This is a genomic window from Petroclostridium xylanilyticum (genome assembly GCF_002252565.1).
Lineage (GTDB): Bacteria > Bacillota > Clostridia > SK-Y3 > SK-Y3 > Petroclostridium > Petroclostridium xylanilyticum.
Map to the genome: position 1 here is coordinate 36948 of NZ_NPML01000003.1, position 17913 is coordinate 54860.

The 17913-nt window shown below is 36.4% G+C and carries 18 protein-coding genes; 14 read left to right on the forward strand and 4 right to left on the reverse strand.

Features of this window, described 5'->3' with window-relative positions; genetic code table 11:
- The first annotated feature begins 247 nt into the window (after positions 1-247).
- The gene (locus CIB29_RS01465; RefSeq protein ID WP_094546079.1) at positions 248-2008 is read left to right on the forward strand and encodes a Na/Pi cotransporter family protein; all 1761 of its coding nucleotides are present in this window, start codon (positions 248-250) and stop codon (positions 2006-2008) included.
- Positions 2009-2212: 204 nt separating this feature from the next.
- On the forward strand, positions 2213-3394 hold the full coding sequence (locus tag CIB29_RS01470; RefSeq protein WP_094546081.1) for a THUMP domain-containing class I SAM-dependent RNA methyltransferase: 1182 nt from the start codon (positions 2213-2215) through the stop codon (positions 3392-3394).
- A 127-nt stretch (positions 3395-3521) separates the two neighbouring features.
- Here CIB29_RS01470 and CIB29_RS01475 read toward each other — a convergent pair whose 3' ends face one another.
- Positions 3522-5180 (reverse strand): AMP-binding protein, encoded by a 1659-nt coding sequence (locus CIB29_RS01475; protein WP_094546083.1) that lies wholly within the window; start codon positions 5178-5180, stop codon positions 3522-3524.
- 29 nt (positions 5181-5209) lie between these two features.
- Complete coding sequence (locus tag CIB29_RS01480; RefSeq protein WP_094546085.1) at positions 5210-5764, reverse strand: helix-turn-helix domain-containing protein; 555 nt, start codon at positions 5762-5764, stop codon at positions 5210-5212.
- A gap of 225 nt (positions 5765-5989) precedes the next feature.
- On the opposite strand from CIB29_RS01480, the gene CIB29_RS01485 reads away from it, so the two are divergent.
- Both CIB29_RS01485 and CIB29_RS01490 read left to right on the forward strand, forming a co-directional pair.
- Positions 5990-6307, forward strand: coding sequence for a hypothetical protein (locus CIB29_RS01485; protein ID WP_094546087.1), 318 nt, complete (start codon positions 5990-5992; stop codon positions 6305-6307).
- Positions 6308-6375: 68 nt separating this feature from the next.
- Positions 6376-6609 carry a polya polymerase gene (locus CIB29_RS01490; protein WP_094546089.1) on the forward strand — a complete coding sequence of 78 codons (234 nt, stop codon included), beginning with the start codon at positions 6376-6378 and terminating at the stop codon, positions 6607-6609.
- 127 nt (positions 6610-6736) lie between these two features.
- Here the strand turns inward: CIB29_RS01490 and CIB29_RS18475 are convergent, their stop codons facing one another.
- Positions 6737-6889: a hypothetical protein gene (locus CIB29_RS18475; protein WP_157910178.1), complete on the reverse strand. Its 153-nt coding sequence runs from the start codon at positions 6887-6889 to the stop codon at positions 6737-6739.
- Positions 6890-6950: 61 nt separating this feature from the next.
- Between CIB29_RS18475 and CIB29_RS01495 the strand changes: the two genes are divergently transcribed.
- From CIB29_RS01495 to CIB29_RS19730, 4 genes are all read left to right on the forward strand, one after another.
- Positions 6951-7160 (forward strand): hypothetical protein, encoded by a 210-nt coding sequence (locus CIB29_RS01495; protein ID WP_094546091.1) that lies wholly within the window; start codon positions 6951-6953, stop codon positions 7158-7160.
- A 45-nt stretch (positions 7161-7205) separates the two neighbouring features.
- On the forward strand, positions 7206-8378 hold the full coding sequence (locus tag CIB29_RS01500) for a SulP family inorganic anion transporter (RefSeq protein WP_198543701.1): 1173 nt from the start codon (positions 7206-7208) through the stop codon (positions 8376-8378).
- 77 nt (positions 8379-8455) lie between these two features.
- On the forward strand, positions 8456-9124 hold the full coding sequence (locus CIB29_RS01505; RefSeq protein ID WP_198543702.1) for a VanW family protein: 669 nt from the start codon (positions 8456-8458) through the stop codon (positions 9122-9124).
- A gap of 89 nt (positions 9125-9213) precedes the next feature.
- Positions 9214-9324 carry a DUF3789 domain-containing protein gene (locus CIB29_RS19730; protein WP_117434593.1) on the forward strand — a complete coding sequence of 37 codons (111 nt, stop codon included), beginning with the start codon at positions 9214-9216 and terminating at the stop codon, positions 9322-9324.
- Positions 9325-9344: 20 nt separating this feature from the next.
- Here the strand turns inward: CIB29_RS19730 and uppS are convergent, their stop codons facing one another.
- The gene (gene uppS / locus CIB29_RS01510) at positions 9345-9998 is read right to left on the reverse strand and encodes a polyprenyl diphosphate synthase (protein WP_094546095.1); all 654 of its coding nucleotides are present in this window, start codon (positions 9996-9998) and stop codon (positions 9345-9347) included.
- Between the two features lie 170 nt (positions 9999-10168).
- On the opposite strand from uppS, the gene CIB29_RS01515 reads away from it, so the two are divergent.
- From CIB29_RS01515 to CIB29_RS01540, 6 genes are all read left to right on the forward strand, one after another.
- Positions 10169-11185 carry a tetratricopeptide repeat protein gene (locus tag CIB29_RS01515; RefSeq protein ID WP_094546097.1) on the forward strand — a complete coding sequence of 339 codons (1017 nt, stop codon included), beginning with the start codon at positions 10169-10171 and terminating at the stop codon, positions 11183-11185.
- Positions 11186-11349: 164 nt separating this feature from the next.
- The gene (locus CIB29_RS01520) at positions 11350-12702 is read left to right on the forward strand and encodes a glucose-6-phosphate isomerase (RefSeq protein WP_094546263.1); all 1353 of its coding nucleotides are present in this window, start codon (positions 11350-11352) and stop codon (positions 12700-12702) included.
- A 97-nt stretch (positions 12703-12799) separates the two neighbouring features.
- Positions 12800-14503 (forward strand): sensor histidine kinase, encoded by a 1704-nt coding sequence (locus CIB29_RS01525; RefSeq protein WP_242965027.1) that lies wholly within the window; start codon positions 12800-12802, stop codon positions 14501-14503.
- The gene (locus CIB29_RS01530) at positions 14503-15270 is read left to right on the forward strand and encodes a LytR/AlgR family response regulator transcription factor (protein WP_094546099.1); all 768 of its coding nucleotides are present in this window, start codon (positions 14503-14505) and stop codon (positions 15268-15270) included. The genes CIB29_RS01525 and CIB29_RS01530 overlap by 1 nt, the downstream gene beginning before the upstream one ends.
- Positions 15271-15402: 132 nt before the next feature.
- The gene (locus CIB29_RS01535) at positions 15403-16851 is read left to right on the forward strand and encodes a carbon starvation CstA family protein (protein WP_094546101.1); all 1449 of its coding nucleotides are present in this window, start codon (positions 15403-15405) and stop codon (positions 16849-16851) included.
- A gap of 547 nt (positions 16852-17398) precedes the next feature.
- Complete coding sequence (locus CIB29_RS01540) at positions 17399-17812, forward strand: hypothetical protein (RefSeq protein WP_094546103.1); 414 nt, start codon at positions 17399-17401, stop codon at positions 17810-17812.
- Positions 17813-17913 lie beyond the last annotated feature (101 nt).

The window sequence follows — 17913 nt, forward strand, 5'->3', positions numbered from 1 at the left end:
TGGGAAAGGGATTATCATAAAAAAAGTAGAGTATGAAATTTCATACTCTACTTTTTTGTTGCCTATTTAAAGAAATAGCTTGCGCAAAAAACTATGGAACAATGCGCTTTTGTCCTTATGATAATATTATTTTTTATCAAAGAATGTCGAAAAAAGTCTTTTACCAATGTAAAATTTATGTTAAAATTATTAACTGGGTGTTAATAAAAAGTTATGAAATTGTAAAAATGTTTTCAGGGGGTTATTTATGAGTATTACTGATTTTCTTACTCTGTTCGGGGGATTGGGCCTATTCCTGTACGGCATGAAGATTATGGGGGATGGTCTGGAACAAGCTGCCGGAGAAAAAATGCAGAAAATTATTGAAGCCATGACCAGCAATATTTTTAAAGGAGTGCTTGTGGGTACGTTGGTAACAGGACTTATTCAGAGCAGCAGTGCTACTACCGTTATGGTGGTCGGTTTTGTAAATGCAGGCGTAATGAAGCTGACCCAGGCAGTTGGAGTAATAATGGGTGCTAATATCGGAACAACTGTTACTGCGCAGATTATAAGATTAGGGGATATCAGCGCAAACGCATGGTATTTTATATTACTTAAGCCTAAGACACTTGCTCCGCTGGCAATTGCAGTAGGCGTAGCGCTTGTCATGTTCAGTAAGAAAAAGAAGCTGAATAATATAGGTACCATACTGGCCGGATTTGGTATTTTGTTTATAGGAATGGGCACGATGGAAAGTGCTGTTCATTCATTAAGGGATTTACCGCAATTTAAGCAGGCATTTACAGCTTTTCGCAATCCTATTGTGGGTGTCCTGGTAGGTGCCGGCGTAACGGCCATTATACAAAGCAGCAGTGCTTCGGTTGGTATTCTTCAGGCAGTAGCTTCTACCGGACTGGTAACTTTTTCATCGGCAGTACCTATTATTTTAGGACAGAATATTGGGACATGCGTTACAGCATTATTGTCCAGTATTGGAGCAAATAAGAATGCCAAAAAAGCAGCGATGATTCACCTGTTTTTCAATATTATCGGCACAATTATATTTTTAATTGGAATTTATGCATATCAAAGCATTATAGGTTTTTCTTTTTGGAATCATTCTATTAATCGTGGAGTTATCGCAGATTTCCATACCTTATTTAATATTATCAATACCCTATTGCTTCTTCCGTTTTCTGGAATATTGGTTAAGCTAGCCCATCTTACAGTAAGGGGTAAAGAAGAAGCTAAAACACAGCAATACCTGGATGAAAGATTTCTTACTACTCCATCGGTAGCTGTATCTCAAACAGTAAAAGAAGTAACACGTATGGGGAAAGTAGCACAACAAAATGTTTTATTAAGCATGGATTCCATTCTTAATAAAAGTACAAGTTCTATAGGAACAATAGAAGAAAATGAGAATATTATTGATGAAATGGAATCAAATATTACACAATACCTTATAAAGATAGCGGACGAGCCTTTAAGTAAAGAAGAAAATAAAGTTGTATCCGGATTGTTTCATGTTATTACCGATATAGAAAGAATTGGGGACCATGCTACTAACCTGGCTGAAATTACTTCTTATATTGTTCAGGAAGAAATTGAATTTTCTGATCTTGCAAAACATGAACTAACGGTAATTACTGATGCAGTTAAAGAAATTATGGATTTAGCTATAAAAGCTTATGAAAATCAGGATATAGAACTGGCGAAGAAGATTCAGCCATGTGAAGATATCATCGATTTGCTTAAAGAGACACTGCGGATTAGACATATTGACCGATTGGCGCAGCAAAAATGTAATCTTAAAGCTGGTGTAATATTCCTGGATATCGTAAATAACCTGGAACGAATTGCCGACCATTGTTCCAATATTGGCATATCTGTCGAACAGCTGCGTTCTCCCGAAGCTGATTTTGATCCTCACCAGTATTTGAAGCATGTTCATCAGAATAAGACGAAAGAATATCAGCAAATGTATGCAGAATATGAGAAAAAGTATAGTATTGACATGGCGTGATATAAATAGCATTAAAACCTTCGATAGCGTTTACTATCGGAGGTTTTTTAATACCTAAATATAATTTTTAGGCAGTAGAAGGAAATAATAAAAAAATGCAGAAATAATAAGGAAGTATAAACTTATATCAGGCAGAAGCTATAGATAATTAAGATTTTTTCGGAAACTTAAGATGCATGATTATGACTTAGAAGGAGAGATAATATGGCTCAAATAGAATTGATAGCGCCTACACTTTTTGGATTGGAAGCACTTACAGCAAAGGAAGTAAGGGACTTGGGTTATGAAACAATATCAGTGGAAGATGGCCGTGTTACATTCCGTGGAGATGAATATGCTATCTGCAGGGCAAATCTCTGGCTGCGCACTGCTGAGCGTGTATTAGTTAAACTGGGTGAATTTGAAGCAACTACCTACGATGAGCTTTTTGAAAAAACTAAAGCGCTTCCGTGGTTTGATTGGATTCCAGAGGATGCAGAATTTCCTGTTAAGGGATATTCTTTGAAATCAAAGCTTTTTAGTGTCCCTGATTGCCAATCTATTATAAAGAAAGCAGTGGTAGAGAAATTAAAGCAAAAATATAATCAAACATGGTTTGAAGAAAAAGGCCCGCGTTATCAGATACAATTTTCATTATTTAAAGACAAGGCTACCCTGATGATAGATACCAGCGGAGAAGGGCTTCATAAGCGCGGATACAGGGAAAATGCGAATGAAGCACCCTTGAGGGAAACATTAGCTGCTGCAATGGTAATGTTAAGTGTATGGAAGCCGGGTAAAGCATTTATTGATCCCTTTTGCGGTTCGGGTACAATTCCTATTGAAGCAGCTTTAATCGGAGCAAATATTGCTCCAGGGTTAGAAAGAGAATTTGTTTCCCAAAATTGGGATAGGGTACCTAAGGATTTATGGTGGAAAGCGAGAAAGGAAGCTCATGAACAAATAAAGAATAATGCAGATTTTCATATTTACGGGTCAGATATTGACCCCAAAGCCGCTGCCTTATCAAAGGAAAATGCCTCATTAGCCGGGGTGGAGGAGTACATAACCATCAAGCAACTCCCTGTAGCTGAAATACAATCGCAGGAGGAATATGGGTGTATTATTTGCAATCCTCCCTATGGTGAGCGGTTGGGAGAAATTAAAGAGATAGAAAAACTTTATAGGCAAATGGGACAGGTGTTTAAAAAATTTGACACATGGTCTTATTATATTCTTACATCCCATGAGAAATTTGAGGACCATTTTGGGAAAAAAGCCGATAAGAAAAGAAAGTTATACAACGGCATGCTAAAGTGCGATCTTTACCAGTATTTTGGACCAAAACCACCCAAAACCAGTGCAGAATTGAGAATGCAAAATGCAGAAAATTTAACAATTCTCTAATATTTTCTTAACTATCTATCCAGAAGTAATTATGATGCACTTAGCGAGTAGCCGATTTATAACGGAATAGATGTAATAATAAAATACATAACAAAAGCGGTACAGTAAAAAATGTACCGCTCTTTTTCTATTTGTTTTTATCTCTTTCCCTTAACTCAACCCTGCGTATTTTTCCACTGATTGTTTTAGGAAGTTCATTGACAAATTCAATGATTCTCGGATATTTATAAGGTGCAGTTACCTTTTTGACGTGTTCCTGTAGTTCTACCTTTAAATCATCCGATGGAGTATATCCTTTTGCCAGCACAATTGTAGCCTTAACGACCTGCCCTCTTATAGGATCAGGAACCGCTGTAATAGCAGTTTCTAAAACTGCAGGATGTTCCAGCAAAGCGCTTTCCACTTCAAAAGGTCCTATCCTGTAGCCCGAGCTCTTAATGACATCATCGGCCCGGCCTACAAACCAATAATAACCATCTTCATCCCGCCATGCCATATCGCCGGTATAATAAACACCGTCGTACCACACTTTTTCTGTTCTCTCTTTATCACGATAATACCCATCAAACATCCCTACAGGCTTACTTTTATCTGTACGTATAACAATTTGTCCTTCCTCCCCTACATCACAGGAATTACCATCTTCATCCACCAGATCAATATTGTACCCTGGAGACGGTTTTCCCATTGAACCCGGACGAGGTTCCATCCAGGGGTAAGTGGCAATGGCAACGGTACATTCGGTCTGGCCAAAGCCTTCCATAAGCTTAATTCCTGTTGCTTTTAAAAATTGATTGTAGATTTCAGGATTTAACGGTTCACCGGCAATAACGCAGTATTTTAAACTTTTTAAATTATATTTTGTTAAATCCTCTTTAATGAGGAATCTATAAATAGTAGGAGGCGCACAAAATGTAGTAATCTGATATTTTTCAAGTACTTCTAAAAGGTTTTTGGGAATAAATTTGTCATAGTCATATACAAAAACTGCACTTCCGCAAATCCATTGCCCATAAATTTTACCCCATACGGCCTTTGCCCAACCGGTGTCTGCTACTGTAAAATGGAGCCCGTCCTCCTGCACATTTTGCCAGTATTTTGCCGTAAGAATATGGCCTAATGGGTATGTAAAATTGTGTTGAACCATTTTAGGATGCCCTGTTGTTCCGGATGTAAAATAAAGAAGCGAGATATCTTCATTGGTAGTCATATCTTTGCCGGTGGGTTTAACGAAATTTTCATCCGCTTTTTCAATTTCGCTATTGAAATCATACCATCCTTCACGATTTCCTCCTACCATTACCTTATAAAGCAAAGAGGGAGACTCTTTCTGTGCTTCTTCAATATGCTGCACCACTTCGACTTCAGCTACAGAAACAATCATTTTTACATCAGCAGCGTTATTCCTGTAAATAAAGTCTTTCGTCGTAAGCAGGTGGGTAGCCGGAATACAAATAGCACCAATTTTATGAAGGGCGAGAATACAAAACCAGAATTCATAGCGCCTTTTTAAAACAAGCATGACGGGATCGCCTTTTTTAATACCTACAGACTTGAAAAAGTTTGCAGTTTTATCGCTGTAATATTTTAACTGGGAAAAAGTAAAGTTAATATTTTCACCGGAATCATTACACCATACCAGCGCAATTTTATCTGGCGAGTTAACTGCCAGTTCATCTACAACATCATAAGCAAAATTAAAGTTGTCCGGAACATTTATTTTAAAGTTTTGTACAAAATCTTCATACGAACTAAAATTTTGTTTATTAACGAATTTTTCCAACATCGTAAATACCTCACACCTTTTACTTATAATTATATAATCATTGCTAAAAATTTAGCCGGTTTGCCATTCATTGCTTTCATGCCGTGCTTGTAATTTGAATCGAAATAGAGAGAATCCCCTTCATTTAAAATGATTTCATGATTATGGATAACTACTTTTAGGGTACCTTCGACAACATAATTGAATTCCTGGCCGGGATGCGTGTTAAAATCAATAGGAGCATCTGCTGGCAGAGGGTCTACTGTTACTAAAAACGGCTCAGCTTTTTTATGTACAAAATTATAGGCCAGACTTTGATATTTATATTGTTTTCTTCTCTCTACGCTTAATCCTTTATCCTTTCTTACCAGAGAATAAATGTGAAGCCTTGGTCCTTCTCCTGTTAAAATGGCGGTTAATTCAACATTAAATTTATTTGCAACTTCATAAAGGAAACTCACGGGAATATCGACGTTACCACTTTCATATTGTTCATACAGCTCTTTAGAAATTTTAAACTCTTCTGCCAAATCTTCTACTGATATACCTGCAATTTCACGTAATTCTCTAATCCTTTGAGCGATTTGTCTAATTTGTTCTGGCATTATAAAAAACACTCCTTTCCAAAGAAAATAGATTTGTTATCAATATTATCAAAAAAATATTTTAAAATAAACTTGGTTTGGTTAAAAAAGCATGAAAAGCAACAAAAATAATCATTTAAAGCAAAATACATTCATATTTTAGCAGTAGTATATTTATTTTTTTGCTTAAAAAGTAGAATTTATGGGTATTTAATAATCAACAAAAAATGATAGGAGGAAATGAAAATGTTATGTAAAGATTTGAAGGTAGTCAACTTAAACATCACCGAGGATTATTATGAGTATAAGGGACTTTTTAGGCTTTGTTCAGGAGAAAAGTGCTTGGACATTGACTTGATGGACCTGGATAATGACAATAAACTTAAGGAAATCAAGTCCAATTTCAATTTGAAAGATGACATCTCCGACATTAAAACAATACTCATGGAAAAAATTATGGAAGCAACAAAAATTGAATCAAGAATTGTTGAGGGCAAGGATTACAATGAAAATGAAAACGATAAGAAAACAGAACGAAAAATAAGTTCTATGGATATGGCATAATGCTGGACGTTAAGCATTATAAGTTGTATAATGATATTATCATGTTATATACAGAAAGGATGGTATAGATGAAGGTTAAAAATATTACTGATGTAAACAAATTTTTTGAGGTACTGGATAAGTGTCATGGCAAGGTTGAGCTTATTACATCTGAAGGGGACAGGTTGAACCTAAAATCTAAACTTTGTCAATATATTATGCTTACAAAGATGTTCGCTGAAGCAAAAATTGATGAGATTGAAATTATCGCCTATGAACCGGAAGATACACAAAGATTGCTGGAATACTTGATAAGAGGTTAGTTGGAATTTTAAATAATAAAAAGCCGTGGATTTGTTTCCACGGCTTTTATGCAATAAATTACAGATGAACTCTGTTAATTTGTATATAAAAATTATGTGTACGGTATGCATATCTTACATGAAATTTCTAAAATAGTGCAGGAGCAAAATTTTTAAGCAATGCTACACAAATTGCTACCACTGCAAGGAATATAACTATTTTAAAAACAAATTTAAGCGCTTTTGATATTAAACTTAGCACCACCAAAGCAATGACAGCTGCGATAACATATCCGGTCATAAAAACACCTCGCATATTTTTTTAATAAACTGTTCACAATATATTATATAGGAGGGACGTAATGGATACAATTACTAATCTAATAAATATTGTGAAAAATGACAAACGAAATAACTTTGATTTACACGATAATATTAAACATATCATCTATTATTTAAAAGAATATTCAAAACAAGAAACAAATAGTACAATTACTTTGGCTGAACTTACTCAACTTTTTAATATTTTAGAGGAACAGTCCGATAAAAGTTCAGGGCCGTTTTACAGCTAGAGTAATGATTTTATAACGATCTATTGGTTTATTCCTAAACCTGTCGTGATAGGTTTTACAAATGGAATAGGTATACTCATATTCTTAAAACAAATAAGTGATTTTAAAAACTCTCCCATTATTGCTCTAATTGTAATAGGAATTATGCTGCTACTTCCTAGAATAACAACATTGATACCTGCGTCCTTAGTCGGGCTGATTATTGCAACTCCTATTTCACTTCACTTTTTTCCTGATATAGCTCGCATAGGTCAAATACCGTCAGGATTTCCAAAGTTACATATACCGCAATTTGCAGGATTGGACTTTGCAGTAATTATTCCGAGTGCAATTACATTGTGTATGCTTGCGAGTATAGAATCTTTATTATCTGCTATTATAGTAGATGATATGACTGACTCAAAAAGTGATAGCAATCAAGAGCTGGTAGGGCAGGGAATAGGCAATTTTATTGCACCATTTTTTGGAGGGTTGATGGGTACAGGAGCAATTGTGCGTTCTGCCGTTAATGTTAATAATGGAGGACGAACGAAGCTTTCAGGTATACTTCATGGGATTCTTATACTTATTGTTACCCTGCAGTTTGGGTGGCTTGCAGCAATGATTCCTAAAGCTGCACTTGCAGGAATTTTGATGATAACGGCTATCAAAATGATTGAGTTTGAAAGTCTAAAAACAATTAAAAATGTACCGAAATCCGATGCTGCAGTAATGATTATTACCATGGTATTAACGGTTGCAATAGATTTAACTGTAGCTGTTGCAGTTGGATTGGTACTTTCTATGGTGTTATTTACATATAAGATGAGTAAGACGGGATTGGAAAAATCAAATATTATGAGGACTGGGCCTTTTGAACGAATTATGGTTTATACTGTACCAGGACCGTTATTTTTTGGATCGATAGATAATATATTGGAAACTATTGAAAATTGCAGGAGTAAAGTAGTTATTTTAAATATGTCGCGTGTTCCTGTAATTGATGAAACGGCTGCAACTGCTCTATTAAAATATCATTCCAGGATTGTTAAAGAAGGAAGATATTTGCTTATTACGCGCTTACAGAAAAAACCTCATAATGTATTAATGAAAATGTATGGAGAGAAAATTAATGAAAAAAATATTTTGTTTGATAATATTGAAAAAGCAAGGGATTATGCATATGAATTACTGGAAAGAAATATGGAGTTGGAAATACAGCCGTTGAGTGTAAATTGAAATATTTTCATTGAATGATTTGCTCTTTATGTATAACAATAAAAAAAGACTCACTAAATTATTGGAGTGATTATTCAATGATTAAAAAGAAAAGTTATAAGTTTATTATTTCTATATGTATACTTATAAGCTTTATTGTGGCATCCTGCGCTAAAAATGAACCTAAACCGCCGCAAAAACCCCTGCCTGATGTCGTCGAAGCACCGACACCAGCGCCGATATCGACACCGGTTCCAACGCCGACACCCACACCGATGCCGACACCAACCCCAACACCGGAACCACCGATAGAGGTCAATGGTGTTATTAGTTCTTTTAAGACCACTATTTTAGACAGGAGCAGGACAAGAGTGCACAATATAAACCTTGCATCGCAAAAGATAAGCGGATATGTCATCCAACCTGGAGAAACCTTTTCTTTTAATTCTGTCGTAGGCGAGAGACTGCCGGAAAGAGGTTTTAAAAAAGCTATCGTTATAATAAAAAATAAAAGGGCTTATGAAGAGGGCGGAGGAATATGCCAGGTAAGCAGTACATTGTACAATGCAGCAGAACTGGCAGGTTTAGAAATAATAGAGCGGCATTCCCATTCTAAAGACATACATTACCTACCCCTGGGAAAAGACGCTGCCGTTGCCTATGGCTCTTTAGACTTGAAATTCAAAAATACGAAAAGCTATCCAATAAAAATTAAAGCCTACGTAGAAGGCAATAAAATGGTGGTTTCAATTTTGAGGGCAGAATAATTATAAGATTAAGATGATGTGATTCGGGTGATTTTTGAGTACAGTGCATATAATAATATTAAAATCATGAATAATCTGGAGGTACTTATATGCATTGGACGTTAATATTCTTATCAGGAGTTTTTGTAGGTGCGATTATGGGGGTATTGGTTACCGGACTATGTGCAGCTGCTAAGGAAAGGGATAGGGGGATGAGATAGTTTTTAGTCTGTAATTGAATTTATCCCCCTAGCGTAATGTCTTGCTGCTGATACCATTGTAGGGCATCATAAAAATGTTGTTCTTTAAAATCAGGCCAATAATCATCAATAACATAGAAATCAGCATAAACCGATTGCACGGGAAGGAGGCCGCTTAATCTTCTGCGCCCTCCCCAGCGGATGATCAAATCTATCCTGGATACGTCGGAGGAATGTAAATATTTTAATAATTGTTTAGATGTAGGAAGGTTTTCTTCGGCCTGCTGCCTAACACGGCTTAAATCCCATTCCCATCCGTAATTTACTAAAAAGTTTAGTTTTATTCTACCTTTTCCTATCTTTGTCCGTTGAGTATAAGGCAGAAGTTCTTTTGGAAACATAGGAGATTCCGTATTGCCAATTACCAGTAAATCGGCGTCTTCTTGAGCTAAAATCTTAACTGCGTCTACACACGCCTTCTGAAAAGCTTGTACCTGTACAGAAGGCCTCTTAGTGTTGTCTTGAGTGAAACCATAAAATGTAACCTCTTTTACCCCCACCTCTTTGCACAGTCTAAAAAGTTTTAACCCCGGGTACAATCCTTTTTCATAGCCTTGTTCTTTAGATAGCCCGTTTTGCTCTGCCCAACGCCTGTTGCCATCCGGTATAATCCCTATATGATTTGGTATGCGCATAATAAACTACCTCTATCTGTTTTTTTATTTGTAATTATTATCAAAATATTGCTATGATATACCTCATAAAGTAAAGTTAAAAAATATTTTTTCTGTACTTGAAATAACATTTACAGTTTTAGTATCATTAAAGTAAAAAGTTGAAAAAATAGTAAAGGTGAAAAAACATAATGAAAAAAGGAATAATTAACCGGGCTAAAAATTACAGAATATTAGCAGTACAGTTTTATGAGAGCGGAAATTATAATAAAGCACTATACTTTTTGAAAAAATCTATAAGTATTGATAATAAAGATCCAATAGCTTATTTTGTTTTAGGTAATATTATGGAAGACATGGGAAAACAGTCAGATGCGATAGCTGCTTACAAAAAAGCTGTAGATATTGACCCCTCTCTGGCGGAATCTTATTATAATATAGCTATTCTTACCGACAAAAAGGGTGAACCGGATAAAGCTATAGAATATTATAAAAGAGCTATTGAAATTAATCCTGACATTGCCGGTGCCTATTATGGAATAGCAATCATATTGGATGACAGAGGGGAAAAGCAGCAGGCACTGGAGTATTACCAGAAAACCATAGAAAAGGATCCCATGTATGACAGGGCGTATTTTTATATTGCCAATCTTTATGATGAATGGGGGCAAAAAGAAAAGGCGATAGAATATTATAAAAGAGTCATTGAGCTCATGCCGGATGATTATATAGCATATAACAATATAGGAAGCCTTTTTGAAGAACTGGGAATGTATACACAAGCTATGGAGGCAATAGAAGCGTCTATTAAAATTAACCCAGGTTACTATAAATCTCATTTTAATCGGGGAGTGGTTTTAGAACGCCTGGGTAAAAAACACGAGGCCCTACGGTCTTATGATAAAGTACTACAGCTTAATCCTGATTATATTGACGCATATAGCAATAAAGGAGTGTTGCTACTTGAAATGCACGAATTAGATGAGGCTATTAATGCCTTTACTAAGGCAATTGGGTTAAATTCTAAACATGAAGCCAGTTATTATAATAGAGCATGTTGTTATGCATTGAAGGGAGAAGCCCAGGAAGCGATTAAAGATCTCAAACACGCTATTATACTGAATCCGGAAAACGTTAACTATGCAAAAAAATGCCGGGATTTTGATCTAATAAGAGATAATAATGATTTTCAACAGTTGGTTAAGTGAATACTGGTAATTTGGTTTTTTATTAATTAATTGAATAAAGATACTTGATTTATAAAGACGATTATAATAGAATAGCTTTGAAAAATATTTCTAGTTTAGAGCTTAGGACTTATCAATGGGTTTAAGTCTGCTTATTAATCACTTTCTTAGGAGGTTAGCACATGATGCAAAAAATAGCATTTGACTATTCAAAAGCCCTTCACTTTGTTAAAGAGCATGAACTATCTTACATGGAAGAAGCAATAAAGCTTGCCCATACCATGCTGCATAACAAAAGTGGTGCAGGGAACGATTTTTTAGGGTGGGTTGACCTGCCAAATGCCTATGACAGGGAAGAGTTTAGCAGGATCAAAGCTGCGGCCGAAAAAATAAAATCTGATTCAGATGCACTGGTGGTGATCGGAATTGGAGGTTCTTATCTAGGGGCCAGGGCAGCTATAGAAATGCTGGGGCATTCTTTCTATAACTTCTTACCTCAATCAAAGAGAAAAACTCCGGCTATTTATTACGCAGGAAACAATATTAGTTCTACATATCTCTCTGATTTGCTGGAACTGTTGGAAGACAAGGACATTTCGGTAAATGTAATATCAAAATCCGGGACCACCACTGAACCGGCAATCGCTTTTAGAGTATTTAGAGAACTGCTCGAGAAGAAATATGGTAAAGACGGAGCAAGGAAAAGAATATATGCTACTACTGATAAAGCAAGAGGGGCTCTTAAGAAATTAGCTGATGAGGAAGGATATGAAACATTCGTTATCCCGGATGATGTAGGAGGAAGATATTCTGTTTTAACTGCTGTAGGGTTATTGCCTATTGCTGTTAGCGGTGCTGACATAGATAAAATAATGCAAGGTGCTGCAGATGCATGCAGTGAGTATGCAACGGTTTCTCTTAATGAAAATGGATGCTATCAATATGCAGCCATCAGAAATATCCTTTATAGAAAAGGGAAGACTACAGAATTAATCGTTAACTATGAGCCGGCACTGCATTATTTTGCTGAATGGTGGAAACAGCTGTACGGAGAAAGTGAAGGAAAAGATAAAAAGGGTATATTCCCGGCAGCGGTTGATTTTTCAACGGACTTGCATTCCATGGGTCAATATATTCAAGAAGGTTTGAGAAATATATTTGAAACTGTACTAAATGTGGAAAATGCAAGGAAGAATATTATATTAACTGAAGATAAAGAAAATATTGATGGACTGAACTTTTTAGCCGGAAAGACGATGGACTTTGTGAACAAAAAGGCTTTTGAAGGCACACTTTTAGCCCACACCGATGGTGAAATACCCAATCTGGTTTTAAATATCCCTCAACTGGATGAATACTATTTTGGCAATATGGTATACTTCTTCGAAAAAGCCTGTGGAATAAGTGGATATCTGCTGGGTGTTAATCCTTTCGATCAACCTGGAGTAGAAGCTTATAAGAAAAATATGTTTGCACTTTTAGGCAAACCCGGTTTTGAAAAAGAAAAAGAAATTCTTGAAAAGAGATTGGGAAGATAATTTGGTAAAAAATTTTATTGGAACAATTCAATAATTTTGATACAATAGAAATGGGCTTTGTGTAAACATAGCCCATTTTTGTTAAAGGGTGATTGAAATGAAAAATATGTTCCAAATATATATGAGTTTAATCAATAATCTGGGGTTAGGTATTATCCTGGCTTTAGTATTAAGTAAAACAAAGTTTTTCAAAAGCTTGATTCTTAACCGTAGAATTGGTGCAGTAGAGAAAATTGCATTATGTTGTATCTTTGGGAGTTTAGGCATCATGGCAACTTATACAGGAGTACCGGTCAAAGGTGCATTAGCAAATTTTAGAGCGATAGGTGTGGTTGTCGGAGGAATGCTGGGAGGTTTTTGGGTAGGTCTGGGTGCTGGGCTTTTGGCGGGTATTCACCGGTGGGCTATTGATATTGGAGGTTTTACTGCAGTTGCATGTGCTATTGCTACTGTTTTGGAAGGGGCAATAGGGGGAATTGCAGCAAGATATGTGAAAAATTCATCTTATAAATGGCTAAAGGCATTTATGGTGACAGTTCTTTCGCAAATGGTACAAATGGCAATTATACTTGTTGTTGCCAAACCTTTTGAGCAGGCCCTGGATTTAGTTAAATTGATAGCTTTACCCATGATTACAATAAATTCCATAGGTTCGGCATTGTTCATGCTGATTATTGAGGGCATTTTTGCTGAACAGCAGAGGATAGGAGCGAGTAAAGCCCATCTTGCACTACGTATTGCAAATAAGACATTGCCCATTATGAGAAATGGCTTTAATGAAGTTACTCTTGAGAAGGTAGCAAAAATAATTCTTTCCATGACAGGGGTTGCAGCCGTAGCCTTTACTGATAAAAGTAAAATTTTAGTCCATTTAGGTGCCGGTGCTGACCATCACAAACCTAATAACAATATTCTGACAGATGCAACCAGAAAAGCGCTGCAAACCAGGAAATACCAGGTAGCCTCAAATCACAGCGAAGTTGGATGCAGACATGACGGGTGCCGTTTGAACTCGGCTGTTATAGTACCTCTATTTGTAAGAAAAGAGATTATTGGTACAATGAAGCTCTATAGTGAAGAGACTAACGGTATAGACGAAGTGGATATAGAACTTGCGCAAGGATTGGCGCATCTTTTTTCTACACAGATGGAATTAAGTATAATAGATGAGCAGGCGAGGCTTTTAGAAAAGGCGGAATTAAAAGCGCTGCAGGCTCAAATTAACCCGCACTTTTTATTCAACGCCATTAATACGATTGTTTCCTTTTGCAGAACCAAGCCCGACGAAGCACGAAGCCTGTTAATTCATCTGGGAGACTTTTTTAGAAAAAACTTAAATACCATTAAGGATTTTGTAAGCTTAAATGATGAAATTGAGCATATAAAGTCCTATGTCGCTATTGAAAAAGCAAGATTTGGAGATAAGCTTAAAGTGGAGTATGATATTGGCAATATAAAATGTAAAATACCTCCTTTGACATTACAACCTTTGGTAGAAAATGCTATTAAGCATGGTCTGCTGGGTAAGGCCGGTGGGGGAATTGTAAAAGTAAGCGCATTTTATCATAAAGATGAAATTAGAATTCTTGTAGAAGATAATGGGATAGGCATAGAGGAGGGTAAATGCAAAAACTTGTTAAAACCTGAGGAATCTAATAAAGGAATTGCACTGCTTAATATTAATAGCAGGCTGAAAAACGCTTTTGGAAATGCCTATGGATTGGAGATAAAAAGTAAACCGGGGTATGGAACTACAGTATGTGTAAGAGTGCCTGCCGTTAAAAGGAGTGAAGTTGCTTAGTGGTAATCAGGGCAGTAATTATTGATGATGAAATACCTGCAAGAGAGGAACTGGAATATTTACTGACAAAGGAAGACAGCTTATTCAAAATTGTTGGAAGGGGACAATCGGGAGAGGAAGCAGTAGAACTTTGTAATGAACTAAAGCCAGATGTAGTATTTCTGGATATCCACATGTATGGCATGAGTGGACTGGAAGCGGCAAAAATGATACTAGGCAGTAATTCGCCGCCTATTATCATATTTGCCACGGCTTATGATGAACATGCTGTGGAGGCTTTTGAAATCAATGCAGTAGATTATATCCTGAAACCTTTTTCGGAAGAGAGGATTCGTATTACTATTAGTAAAATACGTCATCTGCTTGATAATAAAGGTATACAAAGCGGGAGGCTGACAAAGGCAATCCATACTATTGAGCAGGCCGGCGGTATCAGTGGTAAGCTGGGTATATGGGTTGATGAGCGGTTTATACTCATCGACCAAAAGGATATTGTATACTTGGAAGCCCAACGTAAACATACATTAATTAATACAACATCACACCAATACGAATCCACTACTTCTTTTGGTGAGCTGGAACAAAAATTAGACGGCAAATTGTTTTTTAAAGTTCATAGAAGCTATATAGTAAACCTGAATCACATCAAAGAGGTAAGCATGTGGTTTAATAACAACTTGAACATTATAATGAAAGGCTATGAAAAAAACAGGATTCCTGTGTCCAGAACCCAGATAAAACAATTTAAAGAATTGATAGGAATGTAAACGTGGCGTGCTGTTCGTGCAGCAATCCGGGCAATTGATACCCGGATTGCTGCATTTTGTTCAATTTAAAATGAGATATAAGGCTGCAGTAGTATAATGAAAGTAACGATAACTTTAAGGAGGTATTCTTTTATGGCATTATTCTTGTTGTCCATTGTACTACTTGTAGTGGGCTACTTTGTTTATGGAAAGTTTGTCGAAAAAATTTTTGGCATTGATACTGAAAGGCCTACCCCTGCTGTTGCTTTAGAAGACGGTGTGGACTATGCACCTATGGAATGGAAAAAAATATTTTTGATTCAGCTTTTAAATATTGCAGGATTAGGCCCGATTTTCGGTGCAATATCAGGAGCTTTATTCGGACCTGCAGCCTTCTTATGGATTGTGTTCGGATGTATTTTTGCCGGAGCAGTACATGACTTTTTCTCAGGAATGCTTTCTGTGAGACATAACGGGGCGAGTGTGTCTGAAATTGTTGGTATCTATCTAGGGGATGGAGTAAGACAGCTCATGCGGGTATTTTCTGTAGTGCTTTTGATACTGGTAGGAACAGTATTCATGACCGGTCCAGCAAAGCTACTGGCTAGTTTAACACCCGAGACCCTTGATACTAACTTTTGGCTGGTTGTTATCATTATTTACTATTTCCTTGCAACCATATTGCCAATTGATAAATTAATAGGAAGACTTTATCCTTTATTTGGTGCAGTTTTATTGATCATGGCTGTTGGTATTGGCGGAGGACTGATTATTAAAGGTTATACGATTCCAGGCAGCGTTTTTGTAAATGCACATCCTAAAGGATTACCTATCTGGTCGCTATTGTTTGTTACAATCGCCTGTGGTGCTATTAGTGGTTTTCATGCTACCCAGTCCCCAATGATGGCAAGATGTATTACAAATGAGAAGTATGGCAGGAGAGTTTTCTACGGTGCAATGATTGCCGAAGGGATTATAGCTTTAATATGGGCAGCTGCAGCAATCGCATTCTTTAACGGCAGTGAAGGTTTAGCAGCAGCGATGGCAAAAGGTGGTCAAGGAGCGGTAGTTCATACTGTATCAACATCAATGTTGGGTGTTGTAGGGGGTGTCCTGGCAGTTTTAGGTGTTATTGCATGTCCAATCACCTCGGGAGATACTGCTTTTAGAAGTGCAAGGCTGACAATCGCTGACGCGTTTAATATTGAGCAGAAAAGTCTGGTAAAAAGGTTATACATTGCAGTTCCGTTATTAGCAATTGGTGTAGGGCTGAGCAGAATAGATTTTAATATTGTATGGAGATATTTTGCATGGTCCAATCAAACGCTGGCAATGATCATGTTGTGGGCTGCTTCAGCTTACATGGTGAAATTTAATAAACCCCACTGGGTTACAACCATTCCTGCAGTATTTATGACAGCAGTAAGTGCAACTTATATATTACAAGCTCCAGAAGGATTCAAGCTGTCAACAACACTGGCATATCCGGTTGGTATTGTTATAACTGCGGCAGTTTTTGCATTATTTATGCTGAGGATAGCTAAAAAACAACACGATAACGTAAAAGGAATCCATAATGGTTCAAGTTCAAAATTAAATTAACTCGTCGGACTGCACCGTCACAAATAATGATGAAAATATACTGCGGACAAAGGTGCATTGTTTCACCCGGCTGAGTACCATCATATATTCCATGTCTTGCCGTCGGCTTATACCGGCATCCGTGCCGGGATAAGCCTAAAATCACCTTCCATGGTGATTTTCCGGCTGCAACATTCCATATATGATGGTACTCACTCTAAGAGTTTCGAGGCGAAGAACTTCCAATGCTTGTGTCAGGCAGGTGCAAACTGGATTTGCTCAAACAGTGTGCCTGCTTCTCTGACACTAAACCGGGAAGTTCTAATACCTCTTCACAATGCGGGTTCAACAATTGTACACCTTTGTCCGCAGTTTTTTGTGTAAGCTAATTTTCAAGTTAACTCATTGTGCTAGACTATATATCAATAAAATCAACCTTATAATCTTTTTCAAAGACGATATTCTTTTACGAATATTTTACAAAATTAACATATCTTCTTGAATTTATTTTTGTAATGTAGTATCTTTATTGTATAGCACTCTAATTTTAAAAAGGAGGAATTGCAACATGATAAAAATTATTATGGACAAAGAAGGTACCGGGAAAACCAAACGATTAATTGACATGGCTAACCGTTCGGCAACCGAAGATTCTGGAAATATTATATATATTGATGATAACAATCATCATATGTATGATTTAAACCATGAAATAAGGTTTGTAGACACTTCTGAGTTCGATATTGATGATTTGCGTGTATTTTATGGCTTTATCTGTGGAATCATTTCTGAAAATTTTGATATCTCCCAAATTTACATAGATGATATTTATAAAATTGTAAAAGACAATTCTGATTTACTAGAAATATTTTTACAAAATATCAGGAAAATCTCAGAGAAATTTAGTATTTCTTTTACCATGACACTTAATGGAGACCCTGAAAATGCTCCAGCATTTTTAAAAGAATATATTCTAAGATAGTAGAAACTGGTGAGTAGAATAAATCAGATAGATTCATAACTTATCTGATTTATTTTTTTGCTTTACAAGTGAAATGATTTATATTACTATTATAGGTGAAT

Excerpts from the sequence above, each read along its gene's own strand:
- CIB29_RS01465 (WP_094546079.1), top strand. The coding sequence starts at position 248 with ATGAGTATTACTGATTTTCTTACTCTGTTCGGGGGATTGGGCCTATTC.
- CIB29_RS01470 (WP_094546081.1), top strand. The coding sequence starts at position 2,213 with ATGGCTCAAATAGAATTGATAGCGCCTACACTTTTTGGATTGGAAGCA.
- CIB29_RS01475 (WP_094546083.1), bottom strand. The coding sequence starts at position 5,180 with ATGTTGGAAAAATTCGTTAATAAACAAAATTTTAGTTCGTATGAAGAT.
- CIB29_RS01480 (WP_094546085.1), bottom strand. The coding sequence starts at position 5,764 with ATGCCAGAACAAATTAGACAAATCGCTCAAAGGATTAGAGAATTACGT.
- CIB29_RS01485 (WP_094546087.1), top strand. The coding sequence starts at position 5,990 with ATGTTATGTAAAGATTTGAAGGTAGTCAACTTAAACATCACCGAGGAT.
- CIB29_RS01490 (WP_094546089.1), top strand. The coding sequence starts at position 6,376 with ATGAAGGTTAAAAATATTACTGATGTAAACAAATTTTTTGAGGTACTG.
- CIB29_RS18475 (WP_157910178.1), bottom strand. The coding sequence starts at position 6,889 with ATGACCGGATATGTTATCGCAGCTGTCATTGCTTTGGTGGTGCTAAGT.
- CIB29_RS01495 (WP_094546091.1), top strand. The coding sequence starts at position 6,951 with ATGGATACAATTACTAATCTAATAAATATTGTGAAAAATGACAAACGA.
- CIB29_RS01505 (WP_198543702.1), top strand. The coding sequence starts at position 8,456 with ATGATTAAAAAGAAAAGTTATAAGTTTATTATTTCTATATGTATACTT.
- CIB29_RS19730 (WP_117434593.1), top strand. The coding sequence starts at position 9,214 with ATGCATTGGACGTTAATATTCTTATCAGGAGTTTTTGTAGGTGCGATT.
- uppS (WP_094546095.1), bottom strand. The coding sequence starts at position 9,998 with ATGCGCATACCAAATCATATAGGGATTATACCGGATGGCAACAGGCGT.
- CIB29_RS01515 (WP_094546097.1), top strand. The coding sequence starts at position 10,169 with ATGAAAAAAGGAATAATTAACCGGGCTAAAAATTACAGAATATTAGCA.
- CIB29_RS01520 (WP_094546263.1), top strand. The coding sequence starts at position 11,350 with ATGCAAAAAATAGCATTTGACTATTCAAAAGCCCTTCACTTTGTTAAA.
- CIB29_RS01525 (WP_242965027.1), top strand. The coding sequence starts at position 12,800 with ATGAAAAATATGTTCCAAATATATATGAGTTTAATCAATAATCTGGGG.
- CIB29_RS01535 (WP_094546101.1), top strand. The coding sequence starts at position 15,403 with ATGGCATTATTCTTGTTGTCCATTGTACTACTTGTAGTGGGCTACTTT.
- CIB29_RS01540 (WP_094546103.1), top strand. The coding sequence starts at position 17,399 with ATGATAAAAATTATTATGGACAAAGAAGGTACCGGGAAAACCAAACGA.